The sequence below is a fragment of the Streptomyces sp. NBC_01317 genome (genome assembly GCF_035961655.1).
Lineage (GTDB): Bacteria > Actinomycetota > Actinomycetes > Streptomycetales > Streptomycetaceae > Streptomyces.
This window is the reverse complement of sequence record NZ_CP108393.1, coordinates 6,316,349-6,333,269: the sequence shown is the minus strand read 5'-3', so window position 1 is coordinate 6,333,269 and position 16,921 is coordinate 6,316,349. Positions and strand designations below refer to the sequence as shown.

Below are 16,921 nucleotides of genomic sequence, written 5' to 3'. Positions count from 1 at the left end.
CGTGCTACCGCATACTCACTGGTCGCGGAACCTGACGATCTTGACGAACTCCTCGGCGTCCAGCGCCGCGCCGCCGACCAGTGCGCCGTCCACATCGGGCTGGGCCATGATCGCGGCCACGTTGCCGGACTTCACCGAGCCGCCGTACTGGATGCGGACCTTGCCGGCCAGCTCCTGGGAGTACAGCTCGGCCAGCCGGCCGCGGATCGCCCCGCAGACCTCCTGGGCGTCCTCGGGGGTGGCGACCTCGCCGGTGCCGATCGCCCAGACCGGCTCGTACGCGATCACGATCGTCTCGGCCTGCTCGGCCGGGACGTCCTTGAGGCCGCCGTCGAGCTGCGCCAGCGTGTACGCGACCTGGTCACCGGCCTTGCGGATGTCCAGGCCCTCGCCGACGCACAGGATCGGGGTCAGGCCGTGCCGGAACGCGGCCTTCACCTTGGCGTTGCACTGCTCGTCCGTCTCGGCGTGGTACTGCCGGCGCTCGGAGTGCCCCACAGCGACGTAGGTGCACTTGAGCTTGGCGAGCATCGGGCCCGAGATCTCGCCGGTGTAGGCGCCTGAGTCGTGCGCGGAGATGTCCTGGGCGCCGTACTTGATCTTGAGCTTGTCCCCGTCGACGAGGGTCTGTACGGACCGCAGGTCGGTGAAGGGGGGCAGGACGGCGACCTCGACGGCGTCGTAGTCCTTGTCCGCCAGGGCGAAGGCGAGCTTCTGGGTGTGGGCGATGGCCTCAAGGTGGTTGAGGTTCATCTTCCAGTTGCCCGCCATCAGCGGAAGGCGGCCTGCTGTTTCGGATGAAGCGGTCGAAGCGGTCATGGAACGGTCAGTCCTCCAGTGCGGCGAGGCCGGGAAGCGTCTTGCCTTCGAGGTATTCGAGGCTCGCGCCGCCACCGGTCGAGATATGGCCGAATGCGTTCTCGTCGAAGCCCAGGATCCGGACGGCGGCGGCGGAGTCGCCACCGCCGACGACGGTGAAGGCCGACGAGTCGAGGAGGGCCTGGGCGACGGCCCTGGTGCCCTCCGCGTAGTCGGGATGTTCGAAGACGCCCATCGGCCCGTTCCAGAAGACGGTGGCCGCGTCGGCGAGCTTGGCGGCGTAGAGCGCGCAGGTCTCGGGCCCGTTGTCCAGGCCCATCTTCCCGGCGGGCATGGCGTCGGCCGCGACCGTCTCGGGGTGCGCGGGCGCCTTCGTCTTGAGGTCGGGGAACTGCTCGGCGACCAGGAAGTCGACGGGGAGCACGAACTCCACGCCGCGCTCCTCGGCGCGCTTGAGGTAGCCCTGGACAGCCGGGATCTGGTCCTCCTGGAGCAGCGAGGAGCCGACCTCGTGGCCCTGGGCCTTGAGGAAGGTGAACGCCATGCCGCCGCCGATGAGGATGCGGTCGGCCTTCTCCAGCAGGTGGTCGATGACCCCGAGCTTGTCGGAGACCTTGGCGCCGCCGAGGACGACGGCGTACGGGCGGGCGACGTCCTCGGTGAGCTTCTTGAGGACACCGACCTCGGTGGCGATGAGGCCGCCCGCGGCGTGCGGGAGGCGGGCCGGGAGGTCCACGACGGAGGCGTGCTTGCGGTGTACGGCTCCGAAGCCGTCGCCCACGTACAGGTCGGCGAGGCCGGCCAGCTGGTCGGCGAAGGCGCCGCGCTCGGCGTCGTCCTTCGAGGTCTCGCCGGGGTTGAAGCGGAGGTTCTCGATCACGGCGACCTGGCCGTCGGCGAGGCCCGCGACGACGGCCCGGGCGGAGTCGCCGACCGTGTCGGTCGCGAAGGCCACGTCCGTACCGAGGAGTTCCCCGAGGCGGGCGGCGGCGGGGGCGAGCGAGAAGGCGGGGTCGGGCGCGCCCTTGGGGCGGCCGAGGTGGGACGCGACGATCACGCGCGCGCCGGCGTCGGCGAGCCGGGCGATCGTCGGCTGGACGGCGCGGATGCGGCCGTCGTCGGTGATCGTCGTGCCGTCGAGCGGCACGTTGAGGTCGGCGCGGACGAATACCCGCTTGCCGCCGACCCCTTCGGTGAGAAGTTCGTCGATCGTCTTCATCCGGTGCTGGACTCCTTGGAACGTCTGGTCGGTTTCCGGGCGGGCCGCACAGCCCGACAGGGCTCGGTGGGCGCAGCGTGCGCCCACCGAGCCCTGTCGTTCACGTCGTGTCGCCTAGAGCTGCGCGCCGACGAACTCGGTCAGGTCGACCAGGCGGTTGGAGTAGCCCCACTCGTTGTCGTACCAGCCGATGACCTTCACGCTCTTGCCCTGGACCATGGTCAGGGAGGAGTCGAAGGTGCAGGAGGCGGGCCAGTTGACGATGTCCGAGGAGACGATGGCGTCCTCGGTGTAGTCGAGGATGCCCTTGAGCTGGCCCTCGGCCGCCTTCTGGAAGGCTGCGTTGACCTCGTCCTTGGTCACCTCGCGCTCCAGCTCGATGACCAGGTCGGTGACCGAGCCGGTCGGGACCGGGACGCGCATCGCGATGCCGTCGAGCTTGCCCGCCAGTTCCGGGATCACCAGCGCGGTGGCCTTGGCGGCACCGGTGGTGGTCGGAATGATGTTCTCCGCGGCGGCACGGGCGCGGCGGAGGTCGCTGTGCGGGAAGTCCAGGATCCGCTGGTCGTTCGTGTACGCGTGGACCGTCGTCATCATGCCCTTGACGATGCCGAAGTTCTCCAGGAGAACCTTGGCCATCGGCGCCACACAGTTGGTGGTGCAGGAGGCGTTGGAGATGACGTGGTGGTCGGCCGCGACGTACTTGTTCTCGTTGACGCCCATCACGATGGTGATGTCCTCGTCCTTGGCCGGAGCCGAGATGAGGACCTTCTTGGCGCCGCCCGCGAGGTGCTTCGCCGCGTCGGCCTTCTTGGTGAAGATGCCGGTCGACTCGATGACGATGTCGACGCCCAGCTCACCCCAGGGGATGTCGGCCGGGTTGCGCTCGGAGAGCACCTTGATGGTGTGTCCGTCGACCGTGATGGTGTCGGCGGTGTGGGTCACCTGTGCCTTCAGGCGCCCCAGGATGGTGTCGTACTTCAGCAAGTGCGCGGTGGTCGCAGTGTCACCCAGGTCGTTGACAGCCACGATCTCGATGTCTGCACCCTGCTCCAGCAGCGCGCGGAAGTAGTTACGACCGATGCGGCCAAAGCCGTTGATGCCTACGCGGATCGTCACGAACCGATCTCCTCGTTGGTACGCCGGTTTTCGACGCCGGCGAGTTGTATGGGATGTCCCCGACCGCTTATGACCCTACCTTCCTGAGGAGGGCGGAGTGACATCGAGCTGCCGCGAAGTCGACAACGGCCCGTACCCGCGGGTAGCGGGCACGGGCCGTCGACGCCGGGGTGACCGGGTGGCGAACCACCGGTGACCCCGGCGTTGCGGATCAGTGGCGCAGGCTGCGCAGTGCCTTGCCGAGGATCGCCGCACGCTGTCCGGCGTCCTGTACGTGCTCCAGGCCGAAGCCCAGCAGCACGGTGTCACGGGTGGTCACGGCGGAGTAGGCCTTGAAAAGCTCCTGGACGCGCGTCCAGTCGCCGTCCACGGCCGGGCTGCCCGCCGGGGCTCCCGGGGTGGTCCAGGCGCCGAGAGAGGTCTCGAAGCCCTCGGCCTGCTGCTCGGCGCCGCCGACGACCAGGCGCGTGTTGTCCGCGAAGAGGCCGCGGCCGCCCGTGCTGGGGTCGGTGATGTAGCTGAGCGAGAGGTCGACCTTCTTCCCGGCGTAGGCGCTCAGGTCGAAGGCGACCTGCTTCCAGCCGTTGGAGGTGCCGGTGAAGCTGTTCCAGGCGCCGGTGGTGCCGGTCGCCTCGCAGCCCGCGTCCCCGAGGGTGAGGTAGTGCTCCAGGAAGGGGTGTCCGGCGACGAAGAACCCGGCCTCGCACTCGTCGGGGACCGCGGCGGTGGTGGCGCCGCCGGCCTCGGGGAGGGTGGTCCAGTCCTCGGCGCCGGTGGTGTGCGCCTCCAGGACGGCGTGGTCGTAGCCCGGCTCGGTGTTCCAGTTCAGCGCGAGACGCAGTTCGGGCTTGTCGGCCGCGGTGACCCCGGTGAGGTCGACGGTCCGGCTCAGGCGCCGCCAGTCGTCGTCCTCGTGGGTGGCCGCCGCCATCCAGGCGCCCTGGTAGGGGGCGTACGGGTTGACGATGCCCGCGTACGTGCCGGCCTGCGCGCTCCGGAACTGGGGGAAGGTCTCCGGGTCCAGGGTCTCGGAGGTGATGTTGTAGACCCCGGCGGCGTTCAGCGGGTTGCCGGGTGCGGCCGCCAGCGGTCCCGCCGCGCCCGCGAGGGCGCCGGCGCCGGTGAAGCCGGTGGCGCCGCCCAGGGACGTACGACCGTACGCGCCCAGGTAGTACTGGCTGAAGTCGTTGGTCTGGGCGCGGCCGACCGTGGCGTTGCCGCCGGCCAGCTCGCCGGCCTCGACCAGCTTGCCGCCCTCGTTGAGGAAGTCCCTGACAGCCAGCTGGGTGTCGCCGGTCGGGGCGGTGGCCCCGGTGTAGTGGACGGCGGTGGAGAAGTGGGCGAGGACCCCCAGCGGGTGCGGGGCGCCCTGGGTGGGGACGTCCCAGACGACGGCGGTACGGCCGTTGGCCCGGAGGGCGTCGACGTACGCGGCGGCGTTCTGGGCGGATCCGGCGCCCTCGGCGATCACGATCGTGTCGGCGCGGGGGCGCTCGGCGACGGTGTAGGTGAAGTGCTCACTGGCCGTGGACCGGCCGGCCTTGGTGCGGCCGGTGAACCAGACCTCGACCGTGTCGCCCGGGTCGGCGTCCTCGATCTCGGCGCGGTACTCGTCGAAGTGGAGGTTGTCGTCGCCGCCGTAGGTCTCGCCGCCCTTCCAGGCCTTGAGGTCCTCGTCGTGCGTACGGCCGCCGTTGATCCGGTAGTTGAGCTCCTTGTCCCGGACGGACTTGCGGACGGTGACGGCGACTTCCTGGTCCTCACCGCGCGCGTACGAGGTGGTGAAGGGGTCCAGGGTGAAGTCGGGGGCCGTCAGGCCGACCGAGGAGACCGGCTGGTCGGGGTGGACGGCGGTCTCGGCGACGGAGAGCGCGAAGGGGATGTTCTTGGCGAACTCGCCCTGGATCAGCTTCTCGTCGTCGGGGAAGTTGAAGCCGGACTGGCAGTCCCTGGCCTCCCACGCGTCGGCCGGGTCGATCGCCGAGGCGGTCTGGCAGGTCGTCATCTCCGGGGTGAACATCATCGTGCCGTTGACGTTCGCCGCGTGCCCGTCGGCCTCACCGTTGGTGGTGTACAGCTCGGAGGAGACCTGCGGGTAGTAGCCGGGGACCGCGGAGTTCTCGGGCGTGCCGGCGAGGGCCTCGTAGAGCACGTCGTCGGGGGTGGGGGTGGCGACCTGCCAGCCCACGCCGTAGAGGAGCAGCTCGGCCGCCGAGTGGTAGTTGATGCCGTAGTCGAAGCCGATGCTCTTCTGGAAGCGGTCGATCGCCTTCGTCTCGGGCTCGGAGTTGGGGCCCGCGCCGCGGTAGGTCTCGCCGGTGGGGCGGGGCGACGAACCCTCGTCGTCGTAGCCCCACTTGAAGGCGAAGTTGCGGTTGAGGTCGACGCCGTCGCCGGCGGTGATCGTCCCGTCGCCGTCGACGTCCCGCAGGTTCTTGCGCCACAGCCGGTCGCCGTCGGGGCTGAACGTGTAGTCGTAGCCGTCCGGGTTGGCGGTGGGGACGAACCACAGCTCGGTGGAGTCGACGATCTTGGTGATCCGCCGGTCCTTGCCGTAGTTGTCGAGGTAGTAGTGCATCAGCCGGCGCGTCATCTCGGGAGTGATCCACTCCCGGGCGTGCTGGTTGGACATGTAGAGCACGGACGGCTTGGCGCCGTCCTTCGTCTTCTTCGCGCCCTTGCTGATCTTGATCGCGAGGATGTCCTGGCCCTGGACGGTCTTGCCGATGGAGACGACCTTGGTGAGGCCGGGGTTGGCCTGCCCGGTCTTGACGATCTCTTCCTTCAGGTTGCCCTTGCCGCTGTACGGGCGGAAGACGCCGTCGCCGGCGGCCTGGATCCTGGCCTCGGCCTTCTGGGCGACCTTGCGCTCGGTGACGTCGACACCCTGCTGCTCCAGGCCGCGCGCCTGCGCGTCGGTGAGGAACAGCTCGACCTTCGCCGTGCCCTTCTCCGGTGCCAGCTCGCCCAGTTCACGCGAGTCCTGGCCGGCGGCTATGAGCAGCGGCACCTGCTCCTTGGTGACCTGTGCGTCGAACACCTTCACGGCGTCCGCGCCGGCGTCCGCGCCCGGTGTCGTCTGTGCCTCGGCGAGCGGCGCCAGTGTCACTCCGCCCACCAGCAGCGCGCCCGCCGCGAGGATCGATCTCGCTCTGCGTCTCATGTGCCCCCCTTGCCGTTGTCCGTCACGTACGTGACCAGACGTCAGGTTGACCATGCTCCATGATCATGTCAAGGGCACATCCGGCCGTCGCGGGGTACGTGCTGCGGACACCTAAAAACGGGCGCGGCCGGCCTCGTGAGAAGGCCGGCCGCACCCGGTGGTACGTGGCGGGGGTCTCAGCCGACGAGACCGTCGGCCATCTCCTCGCTGAGCGTCGACTCCGTACCCGGAATGCCCAGGTCCTGCGCCCGCTTGTCGGCCATGGCGAGCAGCCGGCGGATCCGGCCCGCGACCGCGTCCTTGGTCAGCGGCGGGTCGGCGAGCGCGCCCAGCTCCTCCAGCGACGCCTGCTTGTGCTCCATACGGAGCCGGCCGGCGGCGGCGAGATGCTCGGGCACCTCCTCGCCGAGGATCTCCAGGGCGCGTCCCACCCGGGCCCCCGCGGCGACGGCGGCGCGGGCGGAGCGGCGCAGGTTGGCGTCGTCGAAGTTGGCGAGGCGGTTGGCCGTGGCCCGGACCTCGCGGCGCATCCGCCGCTCCTCCCAGGCCAGCACCGACTCGTGCGCGCCGAGCCGGGTCAGCAGGGCGCCGATCGCGTCCCCGTCCCGTACGACCACCCGGTCCACGCCCCGTACCTCACGGGCCTTGGCGGCGATCTGGAGCCGGCGGGCCGCGCCGACCAGGGCGAGGGCGGCCTCGGGGCCCGGGCAGGTCACCTCCAGCGAGGAGGAGCGGCCGGGCTCGGTGAGCGAGCCGTGCGCGAGGAACGCCCCGCGCCAGGCCGCCTCGGCGTCACACGTGGCACCGGAGACGACCTGCGGGGGCAGGCCGCGGATCGGGCGCCCCCGGCCGTCGACCAGACCGGTCTGCCGGGCCAGCTGGTCACCACCGGTGATCACCCGTACGACGTAACGGCTGCCTCTGCGCAGACCGCCGGGGGCCATCACCACCAGCTCCGAGTTGTGCCCGAAGATCTCCAGGATGTCCTTGCGGAGGCGGCGCGCGGCGATGCTGGTGTCCAGCTCCGCCTCGATCACGATGCGGCCGCTCACCAGGTGCAGCCCGCCCGCGAACCGAAGAATCGCCGAGACCTCAGCCTTCCTACAACACGTCCGGGTGACGGGGAGGCGGGCGATCTCGTCCTTCACCGCTGGCGTCATCGCCATGGGCCGATCCTTCCATGCATCCGAAAAATACGGTCGTACGCGGCTGCCAACAGCTCCGGATCGTGCTTCGGGGAACTGTCGGTCGCTGCCACCGGCGCCAGCTCGACCGCGGCACCGAACCGTTTGGCGGCATCGGCGAGTGACTCGCAGTCAGGCACGGCGGCCTCATCGGCGAGCACCACGTCCAGGGCGAGTTTAGGGGCGTGTCGCCCCAAAACCTCCAAATGACGCTGCGGTGAGAAGCCATCGGTTTCACCGGGTTGTGGTGCGAGATTCAACGACAGGACCCGGCGGGCCTTCGTCTCGACCAGGGCGTCGAGCAGCTCGGGCACCAGCAGGTGCGGGATGACCGAGGAGAACCAGGAGCCGGGGCCGAGCACCACCCAGTCGGCGTCCAGCACCGCCGCGACGGCCTCGGGCACCGCCGGCGGGTCGTTCGGCACCAGGTGCACGTACTGCACCTCACCGCGCGTGAGCGCGACCGTGGCCTGGCCGCGCACGGTGTCGACGTCATCCGGACGGGCCGGGTCGTGCCCCCGTACGAGCGCCTGGAGCTCCAGCGGCACCGCGGACATGGGCAGCACCCGGCCGTGCGCGCCGAGCAGCTTGCCGACCAGGTCCAGGGCCTGCACATGGTCGCCCAGCTGCTCCCACAGGGCGACGATCAGCAGATTGCCGACGGCGTGGTCGTGGAGATCGCCCCGGGAGACGAATCGGTGCTGGATGACGCGGGCCCACGTCTGGCCCCAGTCGTCGTCACCGCAGAGCGCCGCCAGCGCCTTGCGCAGGTCGCCCGGCGGCAGGACACCCAGCTCGTCGCGGAGCCGGCCGCTGGAGCCGCCGTCGTCGGCGACCGTGACGACGGCGGTCAGGTCGCCGGTGATCCGGCGCAGGGCCGCCAGCGAGGCGGACAGGCCCCTGCCGCCGCCGAGGGCGACGACCTTGGGCTGGGCACCGCGAGCCCGCGACGCCGGCGCGGGGGTGCCCCTGCGCAGGCGCCGCATGCGGAAGGTGCGTCCGGTCACTCGCGCCCCATGTCCCGGTGGACGACGACGGTCTCGACACCTTCGGCGGCGAGGCGGGCGGCGAGCTTCTCGGACATGGCCACGGAACGGTGCTTGCCGCCCGTACAGCCGACCGCGACGGTCACGTACCGCTTGCCCTCGCGGCGGTACCCGGCGGCGATCAGCTGGAGCAGCTCGGTGTAGCGGTCGAGGAACTCCTTGGCGCCCGGCTGGTTGAAGACGTACGCGGACACCTCCTCGTTGAGGCCCGTGAACGGCCGCAGCTCCGGGACCCAGTGCGGGTTCGGCAGGAAGCGGCAGTCCACCACCAGATCCGCGTCCACCGGCAGGCCGTACTTGTAGCCGAACGACATCACCGTCGCCCGCAGCTCCGGCTTCTCGTCCCCGGCGAACCCGGCGTCCAGCTTCGCGCGCAGCTCGTGCACGTTGAGGCTGGAGGTGTCGATCACCAGGTCGGCGTCGCCGCGCAGCTCGCGCAGCAGGTCACGCTCGGCCTCGATGCCGTCCACGATCCGCCCGTCCCCCTGGAGGGGGTGCGGGCGGCGGACGGACTCGAAGCGGCGGACCAGCGCCTCGTCGGACGACTCCAGGAAGACGATCCGCCGGTTGACGCCCTTGGCGTCGAGATCCGCCAGGGACTCGCGGAGGTTGTCGAAGAACCGCCGGCCGCGGACGTCCACGACCACCGCGATCCTGGCCACGTTGCCCTGCGAGCGCGCGCCCAGCTCCACCATGGTGGGGATCAGCGCGGGCGGCAGGTTGTCGACGACGAACCAGCCGAGGTCCTCCAGGCACTTCGCCGCGGTGCTGCGCCCCGCGCCCGACATGCCGGAGATGATCACCAGCTCGGGGATGGCCGCCTCGACGGCATCACCGGCCTCCTTCGTGGTGCCCGTACTCACGTGCTCCGCTCCGTCCCGGTCGTGCTCAGTCATGCGTGCTGCCCCCGTCGTCATCCATGATCTCTCCTGTTGCCGTGTTCACGGCGGGTGCGGCCGGGGCCGCCTGGGCGAGGGCCACGGCAACGGCCTCGGCCGTCTTGCGGCCGAGCCCCGGGACCTCGCAGATCTGCTCGATTGTCGCCTGCCGCAGCCGCTTCACCGAGCCGAAATGCTTGATGAGCGCCTGCTTCCGCGTCTCACCGAGACCGGGGACGTCGTCCAGCGGGCTGGTCCTGATGCGTTTGGCCCGCTTCGCCCGCTGATAGGTGATCGCGAAGCGGTGCGCCTCGTCGCGCACGCGCTGGAGGAGGTAGAGCCCCTCGCTGGAGCGGGGCAGGACCACCGGATCGTCGTCGTCTGGCAGCCAGACCTCTTCGAGGCGCTTGGCGAGCCCGCAGACGGCCACGTCGTCGATGCCCAGCTCGTCCAGGGCCCGCTTGGCCGCCGCGACCTGCGGCTGCCCGCCGTCGACCACGACCAGCTGGGGCGGGTACGCGAAACGCTTGGGGCGGCCGTCGTCCTCGGGCGCGGCGGGGACCCCGCCCGCCGCGTCGGTCCCGCCCGCGAGGTCCTGCTCCGTCCACTCCCCCGTCTTCTCCTTCTCCAGGAGGTAGCGGCGGAAGCGGCGGGCGATCACCTCGTGCATCGACCGGACGTCGTCCTGTCCCTCGCCGTGCCAGACCTGGGTGTCCCCGACCCGGCCCTTGATCTGGAAGCGGCGGTATTCGCTCTTACGGGCGAGGCCGTCCTCGAAGACCACCATGGAGGCGACGACGTCGTCCCCCTGGAGGTGGGAGATGTCGAAGCACTCGATCCGCAGCGGCACACTGTCCAGGTCCAGGGCCCGCGCGATCTCCTCCAGGGCCCGCGAGCGGGTCGTGAGATCGCTGGCCCGCCTGGTCTTGTGCAGGACGAGCGCCTGCTGGGCGTTGCGCTCGACCGTCGCCATCAGGTCCTTCTTGTCGCCCCGCTGCGGGATCCGCAGGGACACCAGCGAACCGCGCCGCTCGCTCAGCCACTGGGTGACGGCCGCCGTCGCCGCGTCGTCGCCGGGCAGCGCCGGGACCAGGACCTCTTTCGGTACGGAGTCGCCGGTCTCCTCCCCGTACAGCTGCTGGAGCGCGTGCTCGACCAGGCCCGCCGTACCGACCTCCTCGACCTTGTCCGTGACCCAGCCGCGCTGGCCGCGCACCCGGCCGCCGCGGACGTGGAAGATCTGCACGGCGGCCTCCAGCTCGTCCTCGGCCACCGCGATCAGGTCGGCGTCGGTGGCGTCGGCGAGCACGACGGCGTTCTTCTCCATCGCCCGGCGCAGGGCCCCTATGTCGTCGCGCAGCCGGCCCGCCTTCTCGTACTCCATGTCCTCGGCGGCGACCGCCATCTGCCGCTCCAGGCGGCGGATGTACGCGCCGGTGCGGCCGGCCATGAAGTCGCAGAACTCCTCGGCCAGTTCACGGTGTTCCTCGGGGGTGACCCGGCCGACGCAGGGCGCGGAGCACTTGCCGATGTAGCCGAGCAGGCAGGGGCGGCCCGTGCGCTCCGCGTTCTTGAACACCCCGGCGGAGCACGTCCGTACGGGAAACACCCGGAGCATCAGGTCGACCGTCTCGCGGATCGCCCAGGCGTGTCCGTACGGACCGAAGTACCGCACGCCCTTGCGCTTGGCGCCGCGCATCACCTGGACGCGCGGGAACTCCTCGTTGAGGGTGACCGCGAGGTACGGATAGCTCTTGTCGTCGCGGTACTTGACGTTGAAGCGGGGGTCGAACTCCTTGATCCAGGAGTACTCCAGCTGGAGCGCCTCGACCTCGGTGGAGACGACGGTCCACTCGACGGAGGCGGCGGTGGTGACCATCGTGCGGGTACGGGGGTGCAGGCCGGCCAGGTCCTGGAAGTAGCTGGACAGGCGCGGGCGCAGGCTTTTCGCCTTCCCGACGTAGATCACCCGGTGGTGTTCGTCGCGGAATTTGTAGACCCCCGGCGAGTCGGGGATCTGTCCCGGCTTGGGGCGGTAGCTGGAGGGGTCGGGCATGCTGTCCACCCTACTTGCGAGGACGGACAGCGCGGGACGCGCGCGATGCCGGAGCGGGTGGCCCTTGGTGCCGCGTCAGGCTTCCGGGCCCGCCACCAGGTTGTCGCCCTCCAGCGTGACGGGGACCTTCGGCAGCGGGACCGTTGCGGGGCCGTGGACCGCCTCGCCGGTGGTGACGTCGAAGCGGCTGCCGTGACACGGGCAGTCACCGATCGTGCCTTCGAGCTTCTCCAGGAGGCAGCCCGCGTGGGTGCACTGGGCGCTGAACCCCTTGTATTCGCCCTTCGCCGGGCAGTACACGATCACCCGCTGCTCGCGGTAGAGCTTCGCGCCGCCGACGGGCACCTCGGACGCGGCGCCGAGCGGCTCGGGGGCGGTGGGGGTGGGCGTCTGGGCGTGGCCCAGCTTCGACTCGGTGGAGCAGGCCGCGACCCCCAGTCCGGCGGCGCCGACGAGCGCGGCGCCCTTCAGCACGGTGCGGCGGGGGGCGGGCATGGTGTCTCCACAGGTCGGGGTGGTACGGGGCCCGCGGTACGGGCGGGGTGGCATACGTGACGATACCGGCGTGGTCCTGGGCGCCGGGCCGGGGGGCCGCGGCCTCCTGTCCGCCGCCTCCACGCTGCCGCCTCCACGCCGCCGTCGCCGCGCACGGCGGGTATGCGTTACGTTCGGATCTGTGATCGTCGTCGCCGGAGAAGCCCTGATCGACCTGGTGCCGCAGCACGCCGCCGTTGCTGCCGCCGGGGACCGTACGGACCGCACCGCGCCGACGGCGCTGCTGCCGCGCCTCGGTGGCGGGCCGTTCAACACGGCCGTCGCGCTCGGGCGGCTCGGGTCGCCCGCGGCCTTCTGCTCCCGGATCTCGACGGACGTCTTCGGGGACATGCTGATGGAGGGGCTGAGGTCGTCGGGCGTCGACACGTCCCTGGTGCAGCGGGGCCACGAGCCCACGACCCTCGCCGTCGCGGCGCTCGGCCCGGACGGGTCCGCGGGCTACGGCTTCTACGCGGAGGGCAGCGCCGACCGGTTGTTCGAACTGCCGCACGCGCTGCCGCCCGAGGTCCGGGCTCTTGCCCTGGGCACGTGCTCACTGGTGCTGGAGCCGGGCGCGAGCGCGTACGAGGCGCTGCTGCGGCGGGAGTCTGCGCGCGGGGTCTTCACGCTGCTCGACCCGAACATCCGGCCGGGGGTGATCCCGGACCCCGACGCGTACCGGACCCGGTTCACCGGCTGGCTGCCGTCCGTCACGCTGCTGAAGCTCTCCCAGGACGACGCGGCGTGGCTGGGCGGCGTCCCGGCGGAGTGGACGGCGCGGGGGCCGGCGGCGGTGGTACTGACGCGCGGCGCGGAGGGGTCGACCGTGTGGACGGCGGACGGCACGGAGGTGTCGGTGCCGGCGGCGGCGGTGTCCGTGGTGGACACGATCGGGGCGGGTGACGCGGTGAACGCGGCGGTGTTGCACGCGCTTGCTGCCCGTGATGCGTTGTCCCCTCCGGGGCTGGTGGCGTTGGGGGCCTCGGGTTGGCGCGAGGTCCTCGACTTCGCGTCGCAGGCGGCGGCGGAGGCGTGCGGACGCGCTGGCGCGTAGCGCCCGGTTTTTGGTCGCGCTTACTGCTTGTCCTCAGGCGCCGGACGGGCGTTCTGGGGCCGGTGGGCCGCGCGTCTGGGTGACCGGGTTGCGGTTCGTGTTGTCCTCAATCGCCGGACGGGCTTGGTTGTGCCCGCTGCGGGCCGGTTGCGTATGCGCGGGTTGTTGCCGGGGGCCGGGCAGGGGTCGTGTCCTGCACTGCATGTTTTACGTCGCGTTCGGGGTCTTGTTTGGTTTACCGGTAGTCACGCGACACAAAACACGCTCTACGTTCCGGACACGACCCCTGCCCGTCCCCCTTCCACGCCCGCGCCAAAACAACCCGGCCCGCTCCGGTCTTTAAGCCTGTCCGGCGCTTGAGGACATCCTTGACCCGCACCGACGGCACCACCCGGACGCAACCCAAGCCCGTCCGGCGATTGAGGACGCAGTAACCGCCACCCGCGCACCGCGCAGGGGCACACTCCAGCCCGTCCGGCGATTGAGGACATCGGTAAGCCGCGCCCGAGCACCGGGCGGAGGCGAGGCTCCCCGGGCCGGCGGGGTCGTTCGGCTCACCCTCGGCGTGAGGGGGGTGGGGTCGGAGGAGGTGCGTGTGTCCGGACGTAAAGCGTGTTTTGTGGCGCATGGCCCCGGTGAGCTAAACGAGTCCCTGAGGCGCCGTAAAACATGCAGTCCGGACATACGTACCTCCGCAGGCCCCACCCCCCGCCACCACGACAAACCCAGCCCGTCCGGCGATTGAGGACACCGTGACCGCGGCGCGGTCAGCGAGAGGCGGGCTTACGGATGCGGCGCGCCGGCTTCTTGGGCGCCGCGTCAAGGATTTGGTTCGGGTCAAGGATCTCGCGGAGGAACTTGCCCGTGTGGCTCGACGCCTCCCCCGCCACCCGCTCCGGCGTCCCCTCCGCGACCACCAGACCGCCTCCGTTCCCGCCCTCCGGGCCCATGTCGATCACCCAGTCCGCCGTCTTGATGACGTCCAGGTTGTGCTCGATCACGATCACCGTGTTGCCCTTGTCGACCAGCCCGGACAGCACCTTGATCAGCTTGCTGATGTCCTCGAAGTGCAGCCCGGTCGTCGGCTCGTCCAGGACGTAGACCGTGCGGCCCGTGGAGCGCTTCTGGAGCTCGCTGGAGAGCTTGACGCGCTGCGCCTCGCCGCCCGAGAGGGTCGGCGCGGACTGGCCCAGGCGGACATACCCGAGGCCCACCTCGTTGAGCGTCCTGAGGTGGCGCGAGATCGCCGGGACCGCCTCGAAGAAGTCCAGCGCCTCCTCGATCGGCATGTCGAGGACCTCGGCGATGGACTTGCCCTTGTAGTGGACCTCCAGCGTCTCCCGGTTGTAGCGCGCCCCGTGGCAGACCTCGCAGGGGACGTACACGTCCGGCAGGAAGTTCATCTCGATCTTGATCGTGCCGTCGCCGGAGCAGTTCTCGCAGCGGCCGCCCTTCACGTTGAAGGAGAAGCGCCCTTGGAGATAGCCGCGGACCTTCGCCTCCATCGTGTCCGCGAAGAGCTTGCGGACGTGGTCGAAGACGCCGGTGTACGTGGCCGGGTTGGACCGGGGCGTGCGGCCGATGGGCGACTGGTCGACGTGGACGACCTTGTCGACCAGGTCGTCGCCGTCGACCCGGGTGTGCCGCCCGGGCACGGACTTCGCGCCGTTCAGCTCCCGGGCCAGGTGGGTGTAGAGGATGTCGTTGACCAGGGTCGACTTCCCGGAGCCCGAGACCCCGGTGACGGCCGTGAGCACGCCCAGCGGGAAGGACACGTCGATGTCCTGGAGGTTGTTCTCGCGGGCGCCCTGCACCGTGAGCTGCCGGCTGCCGTCCACGGGCCGCCGGATCTCCGGGGTGGGGATGGACCGCTTCCCGGACAGGTACTGGCCGGTCAGCGACTCCTTGTTGGTCAGCAGCCCCTTCAACGGCCCCGAGTGCACCACCTTCCCGCCGTGCTCGCCGGCCCCCGGGCCGATGTCGACCACCCAGTCGGCGACCTTGATGGTGTCCTCGTCGTGTTCCACGACGATCAGGGTGTTGCCCATGTCCCGCAGCCGGACCAGGGTCTCGATCAGCCGGTGGTTGTCCCGCTGGTGGAGGCCGATGGAGGGCTCGTCCAGGACGTAGAGCACCCCGACCAGGCCGGAGCCGATCTGGGTGGCGAGCCGGATGCGCTGGGCCTCGCCGCCGGACAGGGTGCCCGCCGCGCGGTTCAGCGACAGGTAGTCCAGGCCGACGTCGACCAGGAACCGCAGCCGTTCGTTGACCTCCTTGAGCACCCGCTCGGCGATCTTCTTGTCGCGCGCGTTCAGCTTGAGGCGGCCCAGGAACTCGGCGCAGTCGCTGATCGACAGCGCCGCGATGTCGGCGATGGACTTGTCCATGACCGTGACCGCGAGGACGATCGGCTTGAGGCGCGTGCCCTCACAGGTCGGGCAGGGCACCTCGCGCATGTACCCCTCGAAGCGCTCCCTGCTGGAGTCCGTCTCGGACTCGCTGTGCCGCCGCTTGACGAAGGAGACCGCGCCCTCGAAGGCGGGGGTGGTGTACGCGCGCTCCCGCCCGTACCTGTTCCGGTACCGGACCTCGACCTGCGTCTTGTGGCCGTACAGCAGGGCCTTCTTGGCGCGCGCGGGCAGCCCGGCCCACGGGATGTCCGTACGGAAGCCGAGGGCCTGCGCGAGCCCGCCGATCAGCCGGCCGAAGTACTCCTTGGTGTGGCCGTGGGACCAGGGGTGGATCGCGCCCTCGTCCAGGGACTTGTCCTCGTCCGGGACGATCAGCTCCGGGTCGACCTCCATGCGCGTACCGATGCCGCTGCACTCGGGGCACGCGCCGAAGGGCGAGTTGAAGGAGAAGGAGCGGGGCTCCAGCTCCTCGAAGGACAGGTCGTCGTACGGGCAGTAGAGGTGCTCGGAGAACATCCGCTCGCGCTCGGGGTCGTCCTCGGGGAGGTCCACGAAGTCGAGCACGACCATGCCGCCGGAGAGGCCCAGCGCGGTCTCGACCGAGTCGGTCAGCCGGCGCTTGGCGCTGTCCTTCACCGTGAGGCGGTCGACGACCACCTCGATGGTGTGCTTCTCCTGCTTCTTGAGCGTGGGGGGCTCGGTGAGCTGGATCGTCCGGCCGTCGACCCGCGCGCGGCTGTACCCCTTCGTCTGGAGATCGGCGAAGAGGTCCACGAACTCGCCCTTGCGCTCGCGGACGAGCGGCGAGAGGACCTGGAAGCGGCTGCCCTCGGGCAGCTCCAGGACGCGGTCCACGATGGCCTGCGGCGACTGGCGGGAGATCGGCCGGCCGCACTCGGGGCAGTGCGGCTTCCCGATCCGGGCGAAGAGCAGCCGGAGGTAGTCGTACACCTCGGTGATCGTGCCGACCGTCGAGCGCGGGTTGCGCGAGGTCGACTTCTGGTCGATCGAGACGGCCGGGGACAGCCCCTCGATGAAGTCGACGTCCGGCTTGTCCATCTGACCGAGGAACTGCCGGGCGTACGAGGACAGCGACTCCACGTACCGGCGCTGCCCCTCGGCGAAGATCGTGTCGAACGCGAGGGAGGACTTGCCCGACCCGGAGAGCCCGGTGAAGACGATGAGGGAGTCACGGGGGAGGTCGAGCGAGACGTTCTTGAGATTGTGCTCGCGCGCGCCACGGACGATGAGACGGTCGGCCACGCCGGTCCGCACCTTTCTGAGGAGAGAAGCAGGGGCGCGCCCCTCTTCCGGGCTTCGGGGCCCGGAGGGGTCGCGCCAGAGCGATGGGGTGCACGGGGAGCCCTGCTTTCGGGTGCCCGCGCGGTTCTGCCTACATGCCAGGATGCCTCTTCCGAGCTTATAGCACGTGCATTCG

At 70.6% G+C, this 16,921-nt stretch carries 11 protein-coding genes; 1 reads left to right on the top strand and 10 read right to left on the bottom strand.

The features are described 5' to 3' along the window. Positions 1-15 precede the first annotated feature (15 nt). The 9 genes from tpiA to OG349_RS27455 form a co-directional block, all read right to left on the bottom strand. Complete coding sequence (tpiA, locus tag OG349_RS27495; RefSeq protein WP_327237143.1) at positions 16-819, bottom strand: triose-phosphate isomerase; 804 nt, start codon at positions 817-819, stop codon at positions 16-18. Positions 820-826: 7 nt separating this feature from the next. Then, positions 827-2,038: a phosphoglycerate kinase gene (locus OG349_RS27490; protein ID WP_327237142.1), complete on the bottom strand. Its 1,212-nt coding sequence runs from the start codon at positions 2,036-2,038 to the stop codon at positions 827-829. Between the two features lie 114 nt (positions 2,039-2,152). Beyond that, positions 2,153-3,157 (bottom strand): type I glyceraldehyde-3-phosphate dehydrogenase, encoded by a 1,005-nt coding sequence (gene gap / locus OG349_RS27485; RefSeq protein ID WP_327237141.1) that lies wholly within the window; start codon positions 3,155-3,157, stop codon positions 2,153-2,155. Between the two features lie 211 nt (positions 3,158-3,368). Continuing rightward, the gene (locus OG349_RS27480) at positions 3,369-6,320 is read right to left on the bottom strand and encodes a M14 family metallopeptidase (RefSeq protein WP_327237140.1); all 2,952 of its coding nucleotides are present in this window, start codon (positions 6,318-6,320) and stop codon (positions 3,369-3,371) included. 176 nt (positions 6,321-6,496) lie between these two features. Further along, positions 6,497-7,486, bottom strand: a complete 990-nt coding sequence (whiA, locus tag OG349_RS27475; RefSeq protein ID WP_041990916.1) for a DNA-binding protein WhiA — start codon at positions 7,484-7,486, stop codon at positions 6,497-6,499. Next, positions 7,477-8,511 carry a gluconeogenesis factor YvcK family protein gene (locus tag OG349_RS27470; RefSeq protein WP_442806320.1) on the bottom strand — a complete coding sequence of 345 codons (1,035 nt, stop codon included), beginning with the start codon at positions 8,509-8,511 and terminating at the stop codon, positions 7,477-7,479. Before OG349_RS27470 ends, whiA begins: the two co-directional genes overlap by 10 nt. Beyond that, on the bottom strand, positions 8,508-9,446 hold the full coding sequence (rapZ, locus tag OG349_RS27465) for an RNase adapter RapZ (protein WP_327237139.1): 939 nt from the start codon (positions 9,444-9,446) through the stop codon (positions 8,508-8,510). Before rapZ ends, OG349_RS27470 begins: the two co-directional genes overlap by 4 nt. Continuing rightward, positions 9,439-11,484: an excinuclease ABC subunit UvrC gene (uvrC, locus tag OG349_RS27460; RefSeq protein ID WP_327237138.1), complete on the bottom strand. Its 2,046-nt coding sequence runs from the start codon at positions 11,482-11,484 to the stop codon at positions 9,439-9,441. The genes rapZ and uvrC overlap by 8 nt, the downstream gene beginning before the upstream one ends. A gap of 75 nt (positions 11,485-11,559) precedes the next feature. Further along, positions 11,560-11,979 (bottom strand): Rieske (2Fe-2S) protein, encoded by a 420-nt coding sequence (locus OG349_RS27455; RefSeq protein WP_327237137.1) that lies wholly within the window; start codon positions 11,977-11,979, stop codon positions 11,560-11,562. A 181-nt stretch (positions 11,980-12,160) separates the two neighbouring features. Here OG349_RS27455 and OG349_RS27450 point away from each other — a divergent pair, with 181 nt between their 5' ends. Continuing rightward, entirely contained in the window at positions 12,161-13,072 is a 912-nt protein-coding gene (locus OG349_RS27450; protein WP_327237136.1) for a carbohydrate kinase family protein, read from the top strand. Between the two features lie 767 nt (positions 13,073-13,839). Here the strand turns inward: OG349_RS27450 and uvrA are convergent. Further along, complete coding sequence (uvrA, locus tag OG349_RS27445; protein WP_327237135.1) at positions 13,840-16,746, bottom strand: excinuclease ABC subunit UvrA; 2,907 nt, start codon at positions 16,744-16,746, stop codon at positions 13,840-13,842. Between the last annotated feature and the right edge of the window lie 175 nt (positions 16,747-16,921).